At 73.1% G+C, this 19,812-nt stretch carries 18 protein-coding genes; 5 read left to right on the top strand and 13 right to left on the bottom strand.

Annotated features, from left to right (window positions below):
• Nucleotides 1–4 precede the first annotated feature (4 nt).
• The 4 genes from ACFYM2_RS29965 to ACFYM2_RS29950 form a co-directional block, all read right to left on the bottom strand.
• Nucleotides 5–1,012, bottom strand: coding sequence for a hypothetical protein (locus tag ACFYM2_RS29965; protein ID WP_388461487.1), 1,008 nt, complete (start codon nt 1,010–1,012; stop codon nt 5–7).
• Nucleotides 1,013–1,023: 11 nt separating this feature from the next.
• Complete coding sequence (locus tag ACFYM2_RS29960) at nt 1,024–1,320, bottom strand: DUF4193 domain-containing protein (RefSeq protein ID WP_053725482.1); 297 nt, start codon at nt 1,318–1,320, stop codon at nt 1,024–1,026.
• A 405-nt stretch (nt 1,321–1,725) separates the two neighbouring features.
• The gene (locus ACFYM2_RS29955) at nt 1,726–2,964 is read right to left on the bottom strand and encodes a HAMP domain-containing sensor histidine kinase (protein ID WP_359002092.1); all 1,239 of its coding nucleotides are present in this window, start codon (nt 2,962–2,964) and stop codon (nt 1,726–1,728) included.
• A 5-nt stretch (nt 2,965–2,969) separates the two neighbouring features.
• Nucleotides 2,970–3,623 carry a response regulator transcription factor gene (locus tag ACFYM2_RS29950; RefSeq protein ID WP_267056846.1) on the bottom strand — a complete coding sequence of 218 codons (654 nt, stop codon included), beginning with the start codon at nt 3,621–3,623 and terminating at the stop codon, nt 2,970–2,972.
• A 343-nt stretch (nt 3,624–3,966) separates the two neighbouring features.
• On the opposite strand from ACFYM2_RS29950, the gene ACFYM2_RS29945 reads away from it, so the two are divergent.
• On the top strand, nt 3,967–4,137 hold the full coding sequence (locus ACFYM2_RS29945) for a hypothetical protein (RefSeq protein WP_350233116.1): 171 nt from the start codon (nt 3,967–3,969) through the stop codon (nt 4,135–4,137).
• 75 nt (nt 4,138–4,212) lie between these two features.
• Here ACFYM2_RS29945 and ACFYM2_RS29940 read toward each other — a convergent pair whose 3' ends face one another.
• Together ACFYM2_RS29940 and ACFYM2_RS29935 are read right to left on the bottom strand one after the other, a co-directional pair.
• The gene (locus ACFYM2_RS29940) at nt 4,213–5,013 is read right to left on the bottom strand and encodes an inositol monophosphatase family protein (RefSeq protein ID WP_388840595.1); all 801 of its coding nucleotides are present in this window, start codon (nt 5,011–5,013) and stop codon (nt 4,213–4,215) included.
• A gap of 9 nt (nt 5,014–5,022) precedes the next feature.
• Nucleotides 5,023–6,177, bottom strand: coding sequence for a ferrochelatase (locus tag ACFYM2_RS29935; protein WP_388840592.1), 1,155 nt, complete (start codon nt 6,175–6,177; stop codon nt 5,023–5,025).
• A 142-nt stretch (nt 6,178–6,319) separates the two neighbouring features.
• On the opposite strand from ACFYM2_RS29935, the gene ACFYM2_RS29930 reads away from it, so the two are divergent.
• Nucleotides 6,320–7,561, top strand: coding sequence for an MFS transporter (locus ACFYM2_RS29930; RefSeq protein ID WP_388840589.1), 1,242 nt, complete (start codon nt 6,320–6,322; stop codon nt 7,559–7,561).
• Nucleotides 7,527–8,840, top strand: a complete 1,314-nt coding sequence (locus tag ACFYM2_RS29925) for a D-arabinono-1,4-lactone oxidase (protein ID WP_388840586.1) — start codon at nt 7,527–7,529, stop codon at nt 8,838–8,840. Before ACFYM2_RS29930 ends, ACFYM2_RS29925 begins: the two co-directional genes overlap by 35 nt.
• Nucleotides 8,841–8,850: 10 nt before the next feature.
• Here the strand turns inward: ACFYM2_RS29925 and ACFYM2_RS29920 are convergent, their stop codons facing one another.
• Nucleotides 8,851–9,951 carry a hypothetical protein gene (locus ACFYM2_RS29920; RefSeq protein ID WP_388840583.1) on the bottom strand — a complete coding sequence of 367 codons (1,101 nt, stop codon included), beginning with the start codon at nt 9,949–9,951 and terminating at the stop codon, nt 8,851–8,853.
• Nucleotides 9,952–10,449: 498 nt separating this feature from the next.
• Here ACFYM2_RS29920 and sepH point away from each other — a divergent pair, with 498 nt between their 5' ends.
• Nucleotides 10,450–11,532 (top strand): septation protein SepH, encoded by a 1,083-nt coding sequence (gene sepH, locus ACFYM2_RS29915; protein ID WP_359002104.1) that lies wholly within the window; start codon nt 10,450–10,452, stop codon nt 11,530–11,532.
• A 98-nt stretch (nt 11,533–11,630) separates the two neighbouring features.
• Here the strand turns inward: sepH and ACFYM2_RS29910 are convergent, their stop codons facing one another.
• Entirely contained in the window at nt 11,631–12,479 is an 849-nt protein-coding gene (locus ACFYM2_RS29910; protein WP_388840580.1) for a sulfurtransferase, read from the bottom strand.
• A 240-nt stretch (nt 12,480–12,719) separates the two neighbouring features.
• Between ACFYM2_RS29910 and ACFYM2_RS29905 the strand changes: the two genes are divergently transcribed.
• Nucleotides 12,720–13,493, top strand: a complete 774-nt coding sequence (locus ACFYM2_RS29905) for a VOC family protein (RefSeq protein WP_388461494.1) — start codon at nt 12,720–12,722, stop codon at nt 13,491–13,493.
• A gap of 116 nt (nt 13,494–13,609) precedes the next feature.
• On the opposite strand, the gene ACFYM2_RS29900 is transcribed toward ACFYM2_RS29905, so the two are convergent.
• From ACFYM2_RS29900 to ACFYM2_RS29880, 5 genes are all read right to left on the bottom strand, one after another.
• Nucleotides 13,610–14,197 carry a hypothetical protein gene (locus tag ACFYM2_RS29900; RefSeq protein ID WP_359002110.1) on the bottom strand — a complete coding sequence of 196 codons (588 nt, stop codon included), beginning with the start codon at nt 14,195–14,197 and terminating at the stop codon, nt 13,610–13,612.
• Between the two features lie 132 nt (nt 14,198–14,329).
• On the bottom strand, nt 14,330–14,980 hold the full coding sequence (locus ACFYM2_RS29895; protein ID WP_359002112.1) for a thymidine kinase: 651 nt from the start codon (nt 14,978–14,980) through the stop codon (nt 14,330–14,332).
• A 37-nt stretch (nt 14,981–15,017) separates the two neighbouring features.
• The gene (locus tag ACFYM2_RS29890; protein WP_359002114.1) at nt 15,018–16,205 is read right to left on the bottom strand and encodes a nucleotide pyrophosphatase/phosphodiesterase family protein; all 1,188 of its coding nucleotides are present in this window, start codon (nt 16,203–16,205) and stop codon (nt 15,018–15,020) included.
• Nucleotides 16,205–16,792: a DUF5998 family protein gene (locus ACFYM2_RS29885; protein WP_350233105.1), complete on the bottom strand. Its 588-nt coding sequence runs from the start codon at nt 16,790–16,792 to the stop codon at nt 16,205–16,207. Before ACFYM2_RS29885 ends, ACFYM2_RS29890 begins: the two co-directional genes overlap by 1 nt.
• A gap of 38 nt (nt 16,793–16,830) precedes the next feature.
• The gene (locus tag ACFYM2_RS29880; RefSeq protein ID WP_388840577.1) at nt 16,831–19,803 is read right to left on the bottom strand and encodes a GNAT family N-acetyltransferase; all 2,973 of its coding nucleotides are present in this window, start codon (nt 19,801–19,803) and stop codon (nt 16,831–16,833) included.
• Between the last annotated feature and the right edge of the window lie 9 nt (nt 19,804–19,812).

Here is a 19,812-nt window from a genome sequence, read left to right as displayed (position 1 = left end):
CCGCTCAGCGGCCCAGTTCCCCGGGGGTGGTGCCCGGCGGCAGCGGGTCGTCCGGCTGCTCCAGGGCCGGCAGGTCCTCCAGCGCGTCCCAGGGCACCTGGCGTGCGCGCAGGTCCTCGCGGACGTGCCCGGCGAGTTTCTTGGTGTCGCGGCGGTTGAGCACGGCGCCGACGGCCGCGCCGACCATGAACGGCGTCAGGTTCGGCAGATTGCGCACCATGCGCTTCATGATCTGCTGGCGCAGCTCGCGCTTCATCTGGCCGCCGAGGGCGAAGTTGAGCGTGGTGGGTTTGGTGACGTCGATGCCGCGCTCCTCGGTCCACGACGTCAGGTACGCCATGGCGCGTTCCTTGAGCGAGCCCGGCGGCCGCATTCCGTAGACCTCGTGCAGCTCGGCGATGAGCTTCAGCTCGATGGCGGCTACGCCGGTGATCTCCGCGGCCAGTTCGGCGGGCATCGCGGGCGGTACGGGCAGCATCGCGGCCGCGCCGATGCCCGCGCCGACCGTGGACGTGCCGTTGGCGGCGCCCGCGATCAGCTTGTCGGCGATCTCCTCGGGGCCGAGCCCCGGGAACTGGGCGCGCAGGGTCGCCAGGTCCCGCACCGGGACGCGGGGGGCGATGTCGATGATCCGGTCGGCGAGGTGGCCGAGCGAGGCCTTCACGCCCTCGCCGCTCTTGCGTACGCCCTTCTTGAGCACCGGAACACCCTTCTTGAGGGCCGGCAGGCCCTTGTCGAGAGTGCCCCTGCGCAGGGCGTCCAGGCGTCGGACCCCGGCCGCGGGTCCCGCCTCCTTCGTCTCCGGTGCCGTGACGGCTGCTTCGAGCGAGGCCTGCCGGCCCCGCTCGGCGTCACGTGCACCGTCGGCCGCGCTCACCGCAGGCCGGCCGGCCGGCTCGGCGGGGGCTTCCACGCCTTCTGCCGGGCTCGTGCCGCCCTGTGGCGCCTCGGTGGGACCCGGGGCACCCTTCCTCCGGAACGGTCGCTTCCGGGACGGTTTCGCGCTTGCCACAGCCGGCCTGCTCAGTCGCAGTCGCGGCAGATGGGCTGGCCGTTCTTCTCCCGGGCCAGCTGGCTGCGGTGGTGCACGAGGAAGCAGCTCATGCAGGTGAACTCGTCGGCCTGCTTGGGCAGGACGCGAACGGCGAGCTCTTCGTTGGACAGGTCCGCGCCGGGCAGTTCCATACCCTCGGCAGCCTCGTACTCGTCGACATCGACGGTCGAGGTGGACTTGTCGTTGCGCCGGGCCTTCAGCTCTTCAAGGCTGTCGGAATCGACGTCGTCATCGGTCTTGCGTGGGGTGTCGTAGTCCGTTGCCATGTCGCTCTCCCCCTCTGGGTGGTTGCGGTGTCTCAGCGCACGTAACGCGTGAGAGGCCGGACTTGTGCCCGACCTGAGGCGGAGATTTTGCCTCACATCAAGGTCTGTTACTCAATCGACACCCAACCGCACCCCTCAGGAGTGCTCGTCTTGGATGGCGATCGGGACCGTACACGGTCCATAGGTCGCGCTTCACCAGCGCCACCTCGTGTACTTCCCGTGATCTCACCCCCCGGAAACCCGGACTTTTACCGGGATTCCAGGGAATTCGACGATCACGGAGAGTAGGTGGCCTGTTGTGTCCCCTTGTGACTGATCACACACGGAACTCACAGGAACAGGTCCAGAGAATTCCGCGCAAAGCGAACGGCCATCAGAAGCCCAAGGGGCTCCTCGCGCCGCGTCTCAGACCGGAAGGGTGACACGCATCACGAGGCCTCCGCCTTCGCGGGGCTCCGCGATGATACGGCCTCCGTGGGCCCGCGCGACCGACCGGGCGATGGACAGGCCGAGTCCGACGCCCTTGTCGCTGCCGGTCCGCTCGGTACGCAGCCGCCGGAACGGCTCGAAGATGTTGTCGATCTCGTACGCCGGGACCACCGGGCCGGTGTTGCGGACGATGAGCGTCGCATGGCCGTCCCTGACCTCGGTGACCACCTCGACCCAGCCCTCATCGGGGATGTTGTACCGCACCGCGTTCTGCACCAGGTTCAGCGCGATCCGCTCCAGGAGCACGCCGTTGCCCTGGACGATCGCGGGGGCCCGCTCGCCGCGGATCTCCACGCCCTTGGCATCGGCCTCGTTGCGGGCCTGGTCCAGGGCGCGTGAGGCCACCTCCGCGAGGTCCACGGGCTTGCGGTCGATGATCTCGTTGTCGCTGCGGGCCAGCAGCAGCAGCCCCTCCACCAGCTGCTCGCTGCGCTCGTTGGTGGCCAGCAGGGTCTTGCCCAGCTGCTGGAGCTCGACCGGGGCGCCCGGATCGGACAGATGCACTTCGAGCAGCGTGCGGTTGATGGCGAGCGGGGTGCGCAGCTCGTGGGAGGCGTTGGCGACGAAGCGCTGCTGGGCGGTGAAGGCCCGCTCCAGGCGGTCCAGCATCTCGTCGAAGGTGTCGGAGAGCTCCTTGAGCTCGTCGTCGGGGCCGTCCAGCTCGATGCGCCGGGTCAGGTCGGTGCCGGCCACCCGGCGGGCGGTACGGGTGATGCGGCCGAGCGGCGACAGGACGCGCCCGGCCATCGCGTACCCGAAGGCGAAGGCGATGACGCTGAGGCCGACCAGGGCGAGCAGGGAGCGGCTGAGGAGGTTGTCCAGGGCGTGCTGGCGCTGCTGGGCCATGCAGAGGCTGATGGCGTCGTTGATCTCCTGGGAGGTGCCGGAGGCGGGCAGCTGGCAGCTGCTGCTGGACAGCGCGATGCCCTGGCCCCCCACGATCTTGAAGGGGGCGCTGCCCGCGTGCAGGGCCTGGGCCGCCAGCAGGTAGATGATCGACAGGAGCAGTATCCCCGCGATCATGAACATGCCGCCGTAGAGCAGGGTGAGGCGTATGCGGATGGTGGGCCTGAGCCAGGGGAAGGGCGGTTCGGCCGACTTCGGGGCCCAGGTGGGCTTCGGAGGCGCCGTGGGGGGCGCGGGCGTGGCGGCCATCGCCGTCAGATCCGGTAGCCCGAGCCCGGCACGGTGACGATCACCGGGGGCTCGCCGAGCTTGCGGCGCAGGGTCATGACGGTGACCCGTACGACGTTGGTGAACGGGTCGGTGTTCTCGTCCCAGGCCTTCTCCAGCAGCTGCTCGGCCGAGACCACGGCGCCCTCGCTGCGCATCAGGACCTCGAGCACCGCGAATTCCTTGGGAGCGAGCTGGATCTCCCGGCCCTCGCGGAACACCTCGCGCCGGTTGGGGTCCAGCTTGATGCCGGCCCGCTCCAGGATCGGCGGCAGCGGCACGGTGGTGCGCCGGCCGAGCGCGCGGACGCGGGCGGTCAGCTCGGTGAAGGCGAAGGGCTTGGGCAGATAGTCGTCCGCGCCGATCTCCAGGCCCTCGACCCGGTCGCTGACATCGCCCGCGGCCGTCAGCATCAGGACACGCGTGGCCATGCCCAACTCGACGATCTTGCGGCAGACGTCGTCGCCGTGGACGAGCGGGAGGTCCCGGTCGAGCACGACCACGTCGTAGTCGTTGACGCCGATCCGCTCCAGGGCCGCGGCGCCGTCGTACACGACGTCGACGGCCATGGCCTCCCGGCGCAGTCCGGTGGCCACCGCATCGGCGAGCAGCTGCTCGTCCTCGACGACGAGTACGCGCACGGCGCATTTCCTTCCCTAGGGACCCGCGTCGTTCGCGGGCACGACGGTGCAGTGCACCAGTGACGGTGCGCTCCCATCCTGCCCCTTACGCCCATAAACCGGCGGTAAGGCGATGCCGGGCCGGCGGCCGCCCCCGCCTGCGCTTTCCGGCCACGCCAGGTGCGGGCGCGGTGCGCAACCGGATTGGCGGGCCCGTTGAGGTTTCCGCCGGAGCGGGTCTGGGGAGGACGAATGCACACCCCGCGATCACGCCCCTGGCTGTGGCTTGCCACACCCCGGCGTCGTGGTCGCTACCCACCGTCGGCACACCCCGTGCCACCGACCCACGACGAGGGGGCGCACCATGGACGCTTTCACCGCAGGACTGCTGCAGCGCATAAGGGCCACGGAAACCGACCTCACACGGGCACGCGAGACCGGCGACGACTTCCTCGCGGACGTCGAGCAGGCGGAGCTTGACGATCTGCGTCGTCTGGCCGCCGAGCACGGCGTCGAGGTGGCCGCAGCCGTCTGAGACCCGTCCGCCCGAGACCCCGGCGCCGCGTACATGGGCGCCGGGGTCCGGTCATGTCCAGGGCCGCCGGGCGGCTCAGTCGTGCCAGGCGCCGTGCTCCTCGAGGAGCGCCTGGAGCGGGCCGAAGACCTCCGGGGACGCGGCGAGAGTCAGCTCGCGGGAGGCGGGCTGCCCCGGCCGCCCGCCGGTGAGCGCGCCGGCCTCGCGGGCGATCAGGTCGCCCGCCGCGTAGTCCCAGGGGTTCAGGCCGCGCTCGTAGTACGCGTCGAGCCGGCCCGCCGCCACGTCGCACAGGTCGATCGCGGCCGAGCCGCCTCGGCGGATGTCACGGAAGCGCGGGATCAGGCGCTCGGCCACCTGGGCCTGGTGGGCGCGGACGGAGTGGACGTAGGCGAAGCCCGTGCCGACCAGGCACTGCGCGAGCGGGGCCGGGGGGCGGCAGCGCAGCCGGCTCTCGCCCTCGAAGGCGCCGCCGCCGAGGACGGCGTGGTAGGTCTCGCCGCGCATCGGGGCGGCGACCACACCCGCGACCCGCTCGCCGTCCGCCTCGGCGGCGATGGAGACGGCCCAAGTGGGCAGCCCGTAGAGGTAGTTGACGGTTCCGTCGAGCGGGTCGATGATCCAGCGCACGCCGCTGGTGCCCTCGCTGGAGGCGCCCTCCTCGCCGAGGAAGCCGTCGCGCGGGCGCCGTTCGGCGAGGTAGCCGGTGATCAGCTTCTCGGCCGCGATGTCCATCTCGGTCACCACGTCGATGGGGCTCGACTTGGTGGCGGCGACGGCGAGGTCGGCCGGGCGCCCGTCACGCAGCAGCGCCCCGGCCCGCCGGGCGGCCTCGAGGGCGAGATCGAGCAGTTCGCGGTGCAGCGGTAGCGTCATGGTCGCTCCTTACGCGTACGGGCTGTCGGCGCCGGCCGCGGCGGGCTTCGCGGCGCCCCGGGCGGCCGGGCAGCAGCCGACCGCGCACAGGTCGTGCGAGGGGCCGAGCGCGCCCAGGGCGCACCGCTCGGCGGGCAGTCCGCGCTCGGCCGCCGCGCGTTCCAGGACGAGGTCGCGCACGGCCGCGGCGAAGCGCGGGTCGGCCCCGACGGTGGCGGAGCGCGCCACGGGCAGACCGAGCTCGGCCGCCTTGGCGGTGGCCTCCGTGTCCAGGTCGTACAGGACCTCCATGTGGTCGGAGACGAAGCCGATGGGGACCATGACGACGGCCGGGGCGCCCTCGCCGTGGACCGCCTCCAGGTGGTCGCAGATGTCGGGTTCGAGCCAGGGGATGTGCGGGGCGCCGGAACGGGACTGGTAGACCAGCCGCCAGGGCCGCTCGACGCCGGTCTCGGCGGCGACCGCGCCGGCGATCACCCGCGCCACGTCCAGGTGCTCGCGCACATAGGCGCCGCCGTCGCCGTGCTCCGCCACCGGACCGGAGGTGTCGGCGGCGGCGGTGGGGATCGAATGCGTGGTGAAGGCCAGGTGGGCGCCCGCGCGGACGTCATCGGGCAGCGCGGCGAGCGACTTCAGGACGCCGTCGATCATGGGGCGGACGAAGCCGGGGTGGTTGAAGTAGTGCCGCAGCTTGTCGACCCTGGGCACCGCAAGGCCCTCGTCCTGAAGCGTCGCCAGCGCCTGTGCCAGGTTCTCGCGGTACTGCCGGCAGCCCGAGTACGAGGCGTACGCGCTCGTGGTGAGGACCGCGACGCGGCGCCGGCCGTCGGTGACGAGCTCGCGCAGGGTGTCGGTGAGGTAGGGCGCCCAATTGCGGTTGCCCCAGTAGACGGGCAGGTCGAGGCCGTGCTCCGCGAAGTCCTCGCGCAGGGCGGCCAGAAGGGCGCGGTTCTGCTCGTTGATGGGGCTCACGCCGCCGAACAGGAAGTAGTGCTGCCCCACCTCCTTCAGGCGCTCCTTGGGGATGCCCCGGCCGCGCGTCACGTTCTCCAGGAACGGGACCACGTCGTCGGGGCCTTCGGGGCCGCCGAAGGAGAGCAGCAGCAGGGCGTCGTACGGGGCGGCGGCGGCCACTCCGGGAGCTGGATCGCGCAGTTCGGACATGACTCGATCCTGCCATCCGCCTCTGACAGAGGGCCCACCGAGCCGGTCGTGGGGGCCGGGAAAAAGGCGGTGCGCCCGCCCACTTCAGCGTCGTACGCTTTAGGAATTAAGTAACGCGTCACGCCGGAACCCGGAGCCCCCGTTGCCCAGTCCCTATCGCGCGATCTTCTCCGCCCCCGGCGCCCTGGGGTTCTCTGCGGCGGGCCTGCTCGGCCGGATGCCCCTGTCGATGATGGGCATCGGCGTGGTGACCATGATCTCCCAGCTGACCGGGCGCTACGGCCTGGCCGGCGCGCTCTCGGCGACGCTCGCCATGTCCGCCGCCGTCCTCGGCCCCCAGATATCCAGGCTCGTGGACCGGCACGGCCAGCGCCGGGTGCTGCGCCCGGCCACCCTGGTCACCGTGGCCGCGGTCGGCGGGCTCCTGGTCTGCGCCCAGCGGGGCGCCCCCGACTGGACGCTCTTCGTCTTCGCGGCGGGGGCCGGCTGTGTGCCGAGCGTCGGCTCCATGGTCCGGGCCCGCTGGGCCGCGATATACCGCGGCGACACCCAGAAGCTGCACACGGCGTACTCCTGGGAGTCGATCGTCGACGAGCTCTGCTTCATCCTGGGACCGATCCTGTCGATCGGGCTCTGCACCGCCTGGTTCGCCGGGGCCGGACCGCTGATCGCGGCCTGCTTCCTGGTGACCGGGGTGCTCTGGCTGACCGCTCAGCGCGCCACCGAACCCGCCCCGCACCCGCACGAGCAGCACACCGGCCGCACCGCCCTCGGCTCGCGCGGTCTGCAAGTCCTGGTCGCCACCTTCGTAGCCACCGGCGCGGTCTTCGGCTCGGTCGACGTGGTCACGGTCGCCTTCGCCGACGAGGCGGGCCACAAGGCGATGGCCAGTCTGGTGCTCGCCGTGTACGCGCTCGGCTCGTGCCTGGCCGGGGCGGTGTTCGGGCTGCTGCGCCTGAAGGGGGCGGCGTCGACCAGGTGGCTGGTGGGCGTGTGTGCGATGGCGGTGAGTATGATCCCGCTCCAACTGGCCGGGAACCTGCCGTTCCTTGCCGTGACGCTCTTTGTCGCGGGTCTGTTCATCGCGCCGACGATGGTGACGACGATGGCCCTGGTCGAACAGCACGTACCGCGCAGCAAGCTCACCGAGGGCATGACCTGGACCGGTACCGGGCTCGCGGTCGGTGTGGCGCTCGGCTCATCGGCCGCCGGTTGGGTGGTGGACGCGGCGGGCGCGGGGGCGGGGTATCTGGTGTCCGGCGTGTCGGGAACGCTCGCGGCGGTGGTGGCGTTCCTCGGATACCGCCGGCTTCGCAGGCCGGTGCCGCATCGGGAGGGGCTCGAAGCAGATGAGCGGAGCGAACGGCAGCAGCACCTGGCGTAACTGGGCGGGCAACGTCACCGTCAGGCCGGCCCGAGAGGTCGCGCCGGCCTCGGCGGTGGAACTGGCCGAGGCGGTCCGCGCCGCCGCGCGGGACGGCCTCGCGGTGAAGGCGGTCGGCACCGGCCACTCCTTCACCGCGGCCGCCGCGACCGACGGCGTACTCATACGTCCCGACCTGCTGACCGGCATCCGGAAGATCGACCGCGCCGCGATGACCGTCACGGTGGAGGCGGGCACCCCGCTGAAGCGGCTCAACGCGGTGCTGGCGCGGGAGGGCCTGTCCCTCACCAACATGGGCGACATCATGGAGCAGACGGTGGCGGGCGCCACGAGCACCGGCACCCACGGCACCGGCCGCGACTCGGCCTCGATCGCCGCCCAGATCACCGCACTTGAGCTGGTCACCGCCGACGGTTCGCTCCTGACCTGCTCCGCCGAGGAGAACCCGGAGGTGTTCGCCGCGGCCCGGATCGGGCTCGGCGCGCTCGGCGTCGTCACCGCGATCACCTTCGCCGTCGAGCCCGTCTTCTGGCTGACGGCCCGTGAGGAGCCGATGGGCTTCGACCGGGTCACCGCCGGCTTCGACGAACTCTGCGCGGAGAACGAGCACTTCGAGTTCTACTGGTTCCCGCACACCGGCAACTGCAACACCAAGCGCAACAATCGCAGCGCCGGGCCCGCCGCCCCGCCCGGGAAGCTGCGGGCGTGGATCGACGACGAGTTCATGTCCAACGGGCTGTTCCAGCTGGTGTGTTCGCTCGGCCGGGTCGCGCCCGCCACGATCCCGGCCATCGCGGGACTCTCCAGCCGGGCGCTCTCCGCCCGCACCTACACCGACATTCCGTACAAGGTCTTCACCAGCCCGCGCCGGGTGCGCTTCGTCGAGATGGAGTACGCCCTGCCGCGCGAGGCGGCGATCGCGGCGCTGCGCGAGGTCAAGGCGCTGGTGGACCGCTCGCCGTTGCGCGTGAGCTTCCCCGTGGAGGTCCGCGTCGCGCCCGCCGACGACATCGCGCTCTCCACCGCGTCGGGCCGCGAGAGCGCCTACATAGCCGTGCACATGTACAAGGGCACGCCGCACCAGGCGTACTTCACGGCGGTCGAGCGGATCATGACCGAGCACGCGGGCCGGCCGCACTGGGGCAAGCTGCACACCCGGGACGCGGCGTACTTCGCGGAGGTCTATCCGCGCTTCGCCGAGTTCACCGCGCTGCGCGACCGGCTCGACCCGGACCGCCGCTTCACCAACCCCTATCTGCGGCGCGTGCTGGGCGACTGAGGCGCGGGCGTCACGGGGCGGGGGTGCCCCCGGGCTTCGCGCCGGAGGCGCCCGAGGCGCCGGGCCCGCCGGCGCCGCCGCCCTGCCCCGTGGCCGTGCCGGACGAATCCGCTCCCGACGAGCCCGTGCCCGGCGAACCGGCGGAGCCGGACGGGGTGGGCGTCGGGGCCGTCGAGGACCCCCCGGAGCCGGAACCGGAACCAGAGCCGGAGCCGGAACCCGAGCCGGGCCCGGTACCGGAGCCCGTGGACGGGGAGGACGAGGGGGCGGGCGACCGCGAGGGATCCGTCGTCGAGGAGCCGTCCCCGCCCGTGCCCTTGCCGCTGCGACCCGGGCTCGGCGAACCACCGGTGCCGGCCCCGGGCGAGGGCTTGTGCGGATCGCCGCTGTCGGCGGGCGCGGGATCCGAGGGCTGCCGCTTGGCGGCGCCGCCGGTGAACACGGACTGCAAGGTGGTCCCGCCGCCGTTGCCGCCGAGCTCGCCGCCGGCGATGAGCTCGTACGCCGTGATACCGCCCATCGACACCCCGAAGACGACGGCCGCCGCCAGCAGCGGCCGCTTCCAGCCCCGCAGCCGGGTGCCGTGGACGCTCGCCTCGTTGAACTCCTTGGCCGGCGCCGCGCCCGGCGGCAGGTCCCCCGGTCCGAGGGTCTTCAGCAGCCGGGTCCGGTCGGCGTCCGCGCGGGGCAGCAGGTGCGTGCGGTCGGCGTCGAGGTCGACCTGGCCCAGGAGCTGGGTCCGTTCGGCGTCGGCGGGATCGGGCCGGCCCAGGAGCTGGGTCCGTTCGGCGTCCGCCGGGGGCGGCGGCGCCGTCCGGTCGCGGCCGCGTTTGTACGGGGAGACCACCGGCACGTGCCGCGCGCCCGACTTGGCCTGGACCGTCACTTCCCGCAACTGCTCGCCGGTCCGTTTGAAGAAGTGCTGGAAGACGGTGCCGCCGCAGGTGGCGACCACGCTCACGACACCGGCGCCGATGAACGTGCCGTACACGCCGAGGGTCGAGGCGAGCACCGCCGCGGCGACCGCCGCCAGCGCGCTGCCCGCCACTTGAGGCACGCTCAGATCGATGCGCTTCTTCTCATCCGTACCGGTGTCCGGCTTGTCACTCATGCCCAGTCCTTGTTCGCCCTTCTGTTCCGTCTTGCACTGGGAAAGGACATATGAGCGAAAGGATTAGTTCCGGTTTTGGGGATTGTGTGAAGCAGGACACGTGGGTGCCTGGAACGCCCCCGCCGGGGCAGGCTCAACTCCCGTACCCAGGGAGAACTTCGGCGGCGTGCCGGTCCACCCCGGTGGCCCGAATGGAGTACTGTGGCGAGCCCTGGGCCCCGGTCCCACACGGGTACCCGGGACTACGGGAGGGGGCCGAACGCGGCACTCGAACCGGCGGCGCCGCGGCACCGCACGGGCGCCTGCTGCACAGAGTGACCAACTCGGTCACCCTGCGTTGTGAAACAGGCAACCGTGCCACAGCGGCGTTCCAGGGCCCATGCCCGACACGCCGGGCAACTCGGCAATGTTGTGGCAGGCTGCACCCGGGCAGGCCACACTCGACTAGCGGAAGCAGCGACGCACGTGACGTCGGCAGGCACCACCCGGGAGGTCCCCATGCCCGAACTGCGTGTCGTGGCCGTCTCCAACGACGGCACACGACTGGTGCTCAAGGCTGCGGACAGCACGGAGTACACGCTTCCGATCGACGAGCGGCTCCGGGCCGCCGTGCGCAACGACCGGGCCCGTCTCGGCCAGATCGAGATCGAGGTGGAGAGCCACCTCCGCCCGCGCGACATCCAGGCACGGATACGAGCCGGTGCCTCCGCCGAGGAGGTCGCCCAGTTCGCCGGCATCCCGGTCGAGCGCGTACGCCGCTTCGAAGGCCCCGTCCTCGCGGAGCGCGCCTTCATGGCGGAGCGGGCGCGCAAGACCCCCGTGCGCCGTCCCGGCGAGAACACCGGACCCCAGCTCGGCGAGGCGGTGCAGGAGCGTCTGCTGCTGCGCGGCGCCGACAAGGAGAGCGTCCAGTGGGACTCCTGGCGCCGCGACGACGGCACGTGGGAAGTCCTGCTCGTGTACTTGGTCGCGGGCGAGCCGCACTCCGCGAGCTGGACCTACGACCCGCCGCGCCGGCTCGTGCAGGCCGTCGACGACGAGGCCCGCTCGCTGATCGGCGAGTCCGACGACACCATCACCTCGGTGCCGGAGCCCAGCTTCCCGTTCGTGCCGAGGATCGCCAGGCTGCCCAGGGACCGGCCGCTCGACCGCGCCCTCGACCGGTCCCTCGAGCGGCCGCTCGACCGGGCCCTCGACCGTCAGTTGGAGCGGCCGGCGCCGTCGCCCGAGCCCGTGGTGGCCGACGAGAGCGATTCGCTGACCAGCCTGCTCGAAGCGGTGCCGAGCTTCCGGGGCGACCTGGTCGTCCCTGAGCGTCCGTCCGCCCCGCCGGAGCCGCCCGAGACCGCGCCGGACACCGAGTCCGAGGTCGAGGAGCCGCCCGCGCCGGCCGCTTCGGCGGGTGCGGGCGCCGCGTACGCGGACGTCCTCATGCCCCGCACGGTGGCCGGCCACCGGGACCGGCTGACCGGGACCACCGACCGCCAGGCCGAGGCCGACGGGGTGCGCCCCGGACGCAGGGCGGCCGTCCCCAGCTGGGACGAGATCGTGTTCGGGACGCGCAGGAAGAAGCAGGACTAGAGGTCCCCGGACGTCCGCCGTGGGGGCGGGGCGGCGCCCCGCCCCCACGGGTGTCCGGCGCGTCGGCCCGCCCGGCACGGCGGGCCGGTCTGCCCCGGCTACTGCGGGTCGGGTCCCGTCGCCACCGGCCGGGACTCGTCGCTCGACCACTGGGACCACGAGCCGGCGTACAGCGCCGCCGGGATCCCCGCCACCGCGAGGGCCAGCACCTCGTGCGCGCCCGAGACCCCCGAACCGCAGTAGACGCCGACTTCGGTGTCGAGCGCCCCAAGGGCCTTGAAACGGGCGGCCAGTTCGGGCGCGGGAAGGAAGCGGCCGTCGGGGCCCACGTTCTCGGTGGTCGGCGCCGAAAGGGCGCCCGGGATGTGCCCGCCCACCCGGTCGATGGGCTCGACATCCCCCCGGTAGCGCTCCCCCGCCCGCGCGTCGAGCAGCACCCCCGAGCGCGCCAGCGCGGCCGCGCCGTCCGCGTCCAGCAGTGCGACCGCTCCCGGCTCGGGTCGGAAATCGCCCTCGGGGGGCGCCGGGATCTCGGTGGACAGCGGGCCCGTCCAGGCGGCGAGCCCGCCGTCGAGCACCCGGACGTCACCGTGGCCGGTCCAGCGCAGCAGCCACCAGGCGCGGGCCGCGGCCCAGCCCTGCCCGCCGTCGTAGACCACGACCGGGGTACGGGCCGACACGCCCGCGCCGCGCATCACCCGGCCGAATTCGGCCACGTCCGGAAGCGGGTGGCGGCCGCCGGCCCCGGGCGGCCCGGCCAGTTCGGTGTCGAGGTCCACGAACACGGCGCCGGGAAGGTGGCCCGCCGCGTACTCGGCCCGGCCGTCGAAGGGAGCGTCGCCCGACGCCTTGGCCAGGCTCAGCTGCCAGCGGACATCGAGCAGGACCGGCGGTCGCGGGCCCGCCACGGCGGCGGCCAGTTCGGATGCGGTGATGATGGCGTTCATGGGGTCATCCTCGCGCAGCGGCCGTCCGCGACGTAAGACCAGGAAGAGCCGGAGGGAGCCGGGGGGATCCCCGGGAAGCGTGAGAGGCCTCAAAGGGGGCATCCTCCTGCGGGAACGCGCCACACGCGGCGCGGCCGGGGCGCGCAGGGGCCATGGGGGTGGAAGCATCGGCCCGGGTGCGCGGGTACTTCAACCGCACCTCCCAGCAGCAGTATGGCGACGGCCGAGGAGAGAGTGACGATGACCCAGTCGGAGACCCGGCGCACACCTGGCACACCTTGCTGGGTGAGTCTCATGGTGCACGGTCTGGCCGCGACCCAGGAGTTCTACGGCGCGCTGTTCGGCTGGGAGTTCTGGCCCGGCCCGCAGCAGCTCGGCCCCTACGTCCGCGCCGTGCTCGACGGCAAGGAGGTCGCCGGGATCGGCCAGTTGCCCCCCGACCGGCATCTGCCGATCGCCTGGACCACCTATTTGGCGACCGATGACGCGGACGCGACGGCCGAGTCGATCCGGCACTGCGGCGGCACGGTCGGCGTCGGTCCGCTCGACGCCGGTGAGGCGGGCCGGATGGCGATCGCCTCGGACCCGGCGGGCGCCGTGTTCGGCGTCTGGCAGGGCGGTGAGCACGTCGGCGCCGTCGTCGCGGGCCCGCCCGGCACCCCGGCCTGGAACGAGCTGGTCACGCGCGAGACCTCGGCGGTCGGCAAGTTCTACCAGGCGGTGTTCGGTTACGCCATGGAGCCGGCGGCCGGGGCCGACCCCGACCATGTGCGTCTGTGCCTGGACGACCATCCGGTCGCCTCGCTGCACGGCGTGGGCAACGCCCTGCCGCGCGACAAGGGGGCGCACTGGATGACGTACTTCGAGGCCGCCGACGTCGACGCGGCGGCGGCCCGGGTGGCCGGCCTCGGCGGCCGGGTGCTCACCGAGCCGCACACCACCGCGAGCGGCCGGGTCGCGATGGTCGCCGACCCCGAGGGCGCCGTGTTCACGCTTCTGCGATCGGGCGGCTGACCCGGCCGGTGTCCGGGGCGGCCGGCCCGAACAGTGTCCATGAGGGTACGCCGCTGACGCTCCAGGGAGGTGAACAGCCGGTCCGCCGCGGCCAGTTGCCCTGACCCCGCGCCCGGTCAGTGCTGTTCGCTCCGGGGGACCTCGGCCAACCCCTTGAGCCCCGGAATCGGCGCCAGCGCGAGCCAGTAGCACAGCGCGCCCAGCGCCATGAGGTCCAGGCTGAGGGCCATCACGGCGGTACCGGCCAGGACGAGCACCGGGGGCAGCCAACGGCCCGCCTTGGCGGGCCGGGCGAGGGCGCGCGTCACGAGCAGGGCCAGCAGACCGATGTAGAAGAGCAGCGGCCCCACCGTGTACACGGCGGGCGTCACGCCGGGGTGTGCCTTGACCGCGAGGAAGAGCGCGTCCATGCCGGCGCGGTCCTGGGCCCGCAGGCCGACTTCGAGGTCGATCGCCGCCTGGACGATCCCGGCGGCGATGCCGACCAGCGCGACGGCGGCGGCGGCCGATGCGGCACCCGGGTGCGCGGTCCTGCGACGCAGCCCGAGGACCACGGGCACGAACAGGACGAGCGAGGCGAGCAGCAGAAGGTGTCCCGTGGTCCACAGGACGCCGGGGCTCCGCGCGTCCTCACCGGACATCCGGACGAGGCCGTACCCGGCGAGCAGGGCGGGGGCTGCGGTGGCGTACGTACGAGGTGTCATGGCTCGATGCTCGCCCGGCGCGACCCCCCGGCCCATCGGGAAGGACCCTGGCCCAACCCCCGTACGGCCCCTACGGGTTGGTCTCCCGAACACGACGGCAACCCCGGCCGGGCGCGGACGGCGGCGCCGGGGTCAGGCGGAGGCGACCGGCAGCACGTCCGGTGAGAGCGCCGCCGCCCGCGCCGACGCGCTCGTCATCCGCCGGCGGTGGTGGCGCCGGCACAGCACCTCGTACCCGATCTCGTCCGCCGCCTGGTTGACGTCGCCGATGACGACCTGGGCGCCCTCGACGACCATCTGGCCGCCGATGGTACGGGCGTTGTGCGTGGCGCGGGCGCCGCACCAGCACAGCGCCTCGACCTGCAACACCTCGACCCGGTCGGCGAGTTCGACCAGGCGCTGGGAGCCGGGGAAGAGTTTGGAGCGGAAGTCGGTGGTGATGCCGAAGGCGAAGACGTCGAGTTCGAGGTCGTCGACGACCCGGGCGAGCTGGTCGATCTGGTCGGGCGCGAGGAACTGGGCCTCGTCCGCGATGACGTAGTCGCAGCGTCCGCCCTGGGAGAGGTGGGCGACGAGATGGGCGTAGAAGTCGAAGCCGTCGGCGGCCTCGACGGCGTCGGTCACCAGGCCGAGCCGGGAGGAGAGCTTGCCCGTGCCCGCCCGGTCGTCCCGGGTGAAGATCATGCCCTGGAGCCCGCGCGCCGAGCGGTTGTGCTCGATCTGAAGAGCGAGGGTGCTCTTTCCGCAGTCCATCGTTCCGGAGAAGAACACCAGCTCGGGCATGGGAGGGTGACGGCCTTTCAGATCTGGGGGGAGGGTGTTACGAGCGTACTTCGAGGAGCGGTACGAGCTGTTCCACCGGGGTCATCGAGCCGTGGTTGCCGACCATCAGGGACTCGTGGGGCTCGCGCCGCGACGCGGTGATGACGACGTCGTCATGGGCGGCCGCCACCACGTCGCCGATCCGGCCGTACACCCGCTCGTCGATGTGCGGGCCGAACCAGCCCGCGGCGATCGCCTCGTCGCGGCTCGCCACCCAGAACTGCTCGCCCAGCACCTCGCGCCAGCAGGTCAGGACGTCCGGAGCGGCGCCCGGCACCGCGTACACATGGCGGGCCCGGCCCTCGCCGCCGAGCAGGGCGACGCCCGCGCGCAGCTCCCAGTCCTCGTCGAAGTCGATCCGGGACTGCTCGTCGAAGGGGATGTCGATCATGCCGTGGTCGGCGGTGATGTACAGGGCCGCGCGGGGCGGGAGCTGTTCGGCCAGGCGCTGGGCGAGCCGGTCGACGTACATCAGCTGGCCGCGCCAGGCGTCCGAGTCGACGCCGAAGCGGTGGCCCTTGCCGTCCACCTCGGAGTAGTAGGTGTAGACCAACGACCGGTCCCCCGCCGCGAGTTGGGCCGCCGCGAGATCCATGCGCTCCTCGCCGGAGAGCTTGCCCCGGAAGGTGCCGCCGCTGAGCGCGACCTTGGTGAGCGGGGTGTGCTCGAAGTCCGGCGACGACACCTGGGCGGTGTGCACGCCGGCCCGGTCGGCGAGCTGGAAGACGGTGGGGTGGGGCTGCCAGACGTGCGGGTCGGTCCACGGCTTCCAGCGGAGCTGGTTCATCAGCTCGCCGGCCTCCGGGTCGCGCACGGTGTAGCCGGGCAGGCCGTGCTCGCCGGGGGGAAGGCCCGTGCCGACCGAGGCGAGCGAGGTCGCCGTGGTGGCGGGGAATCCGGCGGTTATGGGCCGGCCCGTGCCGCCGCGCGAAGTGGCGAGCAGGGAGTGCAGATAGGGCGCCTCGTCGGGGTGGGCCTTGATCTGCTCCCAGCCGAGGCCGTCGATGAGGAAGACGCAGTTGCGGTCGGCGGGCGCGAGGGCGTCGATGCGCTGTTCGAACCCGGGTACGCCCTGGCCCGCCACGAGGGTGGGCAGCAGGTCGGCGAGCGATCCGGTGCCGTACTCGGGGACGGGCGCGGTGTCCAGGGCGAGGGGTTCGGGGTCCTGCCAGGCCGGCTGTGCCATCAGCGGCCGGTCGCCGCGGTCGCCTCGGAGAGCGCCTGGGCGAAGGCCAGGGTCCCCCGGACCGTGTCGGGGCCGTCTCCGGCCTCGCTGACGCGCAGGCTCAGGTCGTCGGCGGTCGAATTGCCGGTGTAGCCGTGATCCGCGTCGCAGTTCGGGTCGCCGCAGGCGGCGGGCTCCAGGTCGAGCCGCGCGACGGCGCCCCAGCCGATGGTCAGGACGACCTCGCGGGGCAGGGTGCCGGGCGTGTACGACTCGGGGTTGGCGACGACGCGGCTCACCACGACCGAGGAGATCCGGCCGAGCTTGACGGACTCCGTGGAGGTGGTCGCGTACGGGGTGGGGGAGGTGGTGTCGGCGTTCTGCTCGTCGGTGTGGCTGACGATGAAACGGTTGTCCGTCAGCACGAGGACCGTCACATGGCGGCGCACCTCGTTGGCGTCGAAGGTGGTTTCCTGGTGCACCAGGTACGACGCGATGGGCTCGCCGCCGACTGCGGCCTCCACCGCCTCGGCCACTAGGGCCGGGTAATAGCCGCTGCGCTCGATCGCCGCGCGCAGCCCCTGGGTCGTCGTACCGGTCTTCGCCATGGGGTCCATCTTAAGCTCCCGCGCGGGGCTCACGGCCCTCAGTAGCTGGGCAGGCGCCTGGGGCCCAGGTCCGTGCGGGGCGGGGCGGGGGCCAGACGGACGCTCGCGCCGAGCACCGCGAGGCCGCGCTGAGCGACGATCACGGGTTCGAGACCGATGGCGACCACCTCGGGATGGTCGTCCACCAGCCGCGACACCCGCAGCAGCAGCTCTTCGAGCGCCGCGGTGTCCACCGGCGCCGAGCCGCGCCAGCCGAACAGGAGCGGCGCGGTCCTGATGGTCCTGATCAGTTCGGCCGCGTCGCGGTCGGTGGCCGGAATGAGGCGGTGGGAGGTGTCGCCAAGCAGTTCGGAGGCGGCGCCCGCGAGCCCGAAGGACAGCACCGCGCCCACCGCGGAGTCGATCGCGGCGCGCACGACGGTGTCCACGCCGCGCGGGACCATGGCCTGCACCACCGGCGCGAGCTCCTGCGGCTTGCCGAGGGTGGCCGTCAACTCGGCGTAGGCGCGGGCCAGTTGGCGCTCGTCGGCCAGGTCGAGGCGGACGCCGCCGAGGTCGGGGCGGTGGCGCAGGTGCGGCGCGGTGGTCTTGAGGGCGACCGGGTAGCCCAGGCGGCGGGCGGCTTCGACGGCGCGGGCCGCGTCGGGCGCGGGCAGCGCGGGGCGCACCGCGATGCCGTACCGGGCCAGCAGCTCCCGGGCGTCGGCGTCGGCCAGGGTCGTGCCACGCGGGTCGGGGTCGGCGCCGAGCAGGCGCTCGATCAGGGCGGCGGCGCCGGCCTCGTCGATGTCGTCGTACTCCCCCACCTTGCCGGGGTCGGCCGCCTCCCGCCGCCAGCGCGCGTAGCGGACGGCCTCGGCGAGGGCCCGCACGGCCCGCTCGGCGGCGGGGTAGGCCGGAATGCGGGCGGCCTCGCGCGGCGCGGGCGGCGTGCGGCCTGGCTCCGCGCCGGGGGGTGTGGCCGCCCCGCGCCCCGGGTCCTGCCCCGGCCGGACGCCGACGGGTGCGCCGGATACGCCGAGTGCGCTGGATGCGCGGGATGCGCGGGATACGCCGCCACCGGATCCCCGCTCCTCGGGGGCCGACGGGACCGATGCGGCCGACGCGGTGCCGGGCGGAGCCGGATGCGCGCCGGACGGGGTCCGGGTGACCGTTCTAGCCGCCGCGGCCAGCGCCTCGGCCAAGCCGCCGATTTCCACGTGGACCACCGCCACCGGCTTGGCGGGCGCCGTGGCCGCGGCGTCGCGCAGGGCGTCGGCGAGGACCTGGCCGTCGCCGGACTCCAGCACTCCGTTCTCGCCGACCCAGGGAATCGCGGTGACCACCACCGCGTCGCAGGCGTCGTCCGCCAGGGCCGCCGTGAGGGCCGCGCGGAAGTCGGTCGGGGTCGCGGCCGTCGTCAGGTCGAGGGGCCTGAGCGGACGCAGACCCTCGGTCAGACACGCGTCGTACGTCAAAAGGCCCAGCGATTCGGAGTTGCCGAGGATCGCCACGCGCGGCCCGGCCGGGAGCGGCTGGCCCGCGAGGAGCAGGCCCGCGTCGACGAGCTCGGTGACCGTGCCCACCAGGATGACGCCGGCCTGGCGCAGCAGCGCCGAGACCGTGGCGTCCGGCACCCGGCTCACGGGGACGGCGTGACCCGGCGGGGTCGTGCCGCTGTGCCGGGCGCCCTTGACGACCACGACGGGTTTGGCGGCGGCGGTGCGGCGGGCCAGGCGGGTGAACTTGCGCGGGTTGCCGATGGATTCGAGGTAGAGCAGGACGACGTCGGTGTCGGGGTCCTCGTGCCAGTACTGGAGGAAGTCGTTGCCGGACAGGTCCGCGCGGTTGCCCGACGAGATGAACGTCGACGGGCTCGCGCCGCGCCGGTAGAGGCCCGAGAGCAGGGCGATGCCGATCGCGCCGGACTGCGTGAACAGACCGATCCGGCCGGCGGGCGGCGCCTGGGGGGCGAGCGAGGCGTTGAGCCGCACGCCGGGCGCGGTGTTGATGATCCCGAACGCGTTGGGGCCGATCAGCCGCATCCCGTAGGAGCGGGCCTGGCGCACGAGCGCGCGCTGGCGCTCCCGGCCGGCCGGGCCGCTCTCCGCGTAGTCGGCGGCGAGGACGACCAGGCCCTGCACGCCGTGCTCGCCGCAGTCGGCGACCGCGTCCGGCACCCGTTCGGCGGGCACCGCGAGGACGGCCAGGTCGACCGGTTCGCCGATCGCGCCGACGCTGGAGAACGCGGGGACGCCGTCGATCTCGCGCCGCTCGCCGGTCAGCGCCCGGTTCACGGCGTAGAGCCGTCCCGTGAAACCGGCCTCCAGGAGGTTGCGCAGGACCGCGCGGCCGACGCCGCCGGGGGCGCGGCCCGCGCCGATGACGGCGACCGAACCGGGCGCGAGCAGGCGCCGCACGGATTTCGCCTCGGCGCGGTATTCCCTGGCGCGTTGCACGGCGAGCGATTCGGCGGTGGGTTCCAGATCGAGCGTGAGGTGGACCGAGCCGTCCTCGAAGGAGCGCTTCTGCTGGTACCCGGCGTCCGTGAACACCTTGATCATTTTGTTGTTGGCCGGGAGCACTTCCGCGGCGAACCGCCTGATGCCGCGCTCGCGGGCCACCGCCGCGATGTGTTCGAGCAGCGTGGAGGCGACGCCGCGCCCCTGGTGGGCGTCCTGGACGAGAAAGGCGACCTCGGCCTCGTCGGCGGGGGCGGAGGCGGGGCGGCCAAGGGCGTTGATCCGGTCGTAGCGCACGGTCGCGATGAACTCTCCGCCGACCGTCGCCGCGAGCCCGACCCGGTCGACGTAGTCGTGATGGGTGAAGCGGTGCACGTCCTTGGCGGAGAGGCGGGGGTAGGGAGCGAAGAAGCGGTAGTACTTCGACTCGTCCGAGACCAGCTCGTAGAAGGAGACGAGCCGGCCGGCGTCCTCGGGGCTGATGGGCCGGATGCGCGCGGTGCCGCCGTCGCGCAGCACCACGTCGGCCTCCCAGTGAGCCGGGTACGCGGGGTCGGACGCCGTCGTCATACCGAAAGC

The organism is Streptomyces sp. NPDC006711 (genome assembly GCF_042869775.1).
In the GTDB taxonomy this organism is placed as follows: domain Bacteria; phylum Actinomycetota; class Actinomycetes; order Streptomycetales; family Streptomycetaceae; genus Streptomyces.
Note: the sequence above shows the minus strand (reverse complement) of the source record. Positions and strands in the feature narration are given on the sequence as shown.

Bases quoted from the DNA above. Each gene is read 5' to 3' on its own strand.
- ACFYM2_RS29935 (WP_388840592.1), bottom strand. From the start codon at position 6,177: ATGTCCGAACTGCGCGATCCAGCTCCCGGAGTGGCCGCCGCCGCCCCG.
- ACFYM2_RS29895 (WP_359002112.1), bottom strand. From the start codon at position 14,980: ATGCCCGAGCTGGTGTTCTTCTCCGGAACGATGGACTGCGGAAAGAGC.
- ACFYM2_RS29900 (WP_359002110.1), bottom strand. From the start codon at position 14,197: ATGACACCTCGTACGTACGCCACCGCAGCCCCCGCCCTGCTCGCCGGG.
- ACFYM2_RS29925 (WP_388840586.1), top strand. From the start codon at position 7,527: ATGAGCGGAGCGAACGGCAGCAGCACCTGGCGTAACTGGGCGGGCAAC.
- sepH (WP_359002104.1), top strand. From the start codon at position 10,450: ATGCCCGAACTGCGTGTCGTGGCCGTCTCCAACGACGGCACACGACTG.
- ACFYM2_RS29890 (WP_359002114.1), bottom strand. From the start codon at position 16,205: ATGGCACAGCCGGCCTGGCAGGACCCCGAACCCCTCGCCCTGGACACC.
- ACFYM2_RS29920 (WP_388840583.1), bottom strand. From the start codon at position 9,951: ATGAGTGACAAGCCGGACACCGGTACGGATGAGAAGAAGCGCATCGAT.
- ACFYM2_RS29960 (WP_053725482.1), bottom strand. From the start codon at position 1,320: ATGGCAACGGACTACGACACCCCACGCAAGACCGATGACGACGTCGAT.
- ACFYM2_RS29945 (WP_350233116.1), top strand. From the start codon at position 3,967: ATGGACGCTTTCACCGCAGGACTGCTGCAGCGCATAAGGGCCACGGAA.
- ACFYM2_RS29885 (WP_350233105.1), bottom strand. From the start codon at position 16,792: ATGGCGAAGACCGGTACGACGACCCAGGGGCTGCGCGCGGCGATCGAG.
- ACFYM2_RS29955 (WP_359002092.1), bottom strand. From the start codon at position 2,964: ATGGCCGCCACGCCCGCGCCCCCCACGGCGCCTCCGAAGCCCACCTGG.
- ACFYM2_RS29940 (WP_388840595.1), bottom strand. From the start codon at position 5,013: ATGACGCTACCGCTGCACCGCGAACTGCTCGATCTCGCCCTCGAGGCC.
- ACFYM2_RS29880 (WP_388840577.1), bottom strand. From the start codon at position 19,803: ATGACGACGGCGTCCGACCCCGCGTACCCGGCTCACTGGGAGGCCGAC.
- ACFYM2_RS29905 (WP_388461494.1), top strand. From the start codon at position 12,720: ATGACCCAGTCGGAGACCCGGCGCACACCTGGCACACCTTGCTGGGTG.
- ACFYM2_RS29910 (WP_388840580.1), bottom strand. From the start codon at position 12,479: ATGAACGCCATCATCACCGCATCCGAACTGGCCGCCGCCGTGGCGGGC.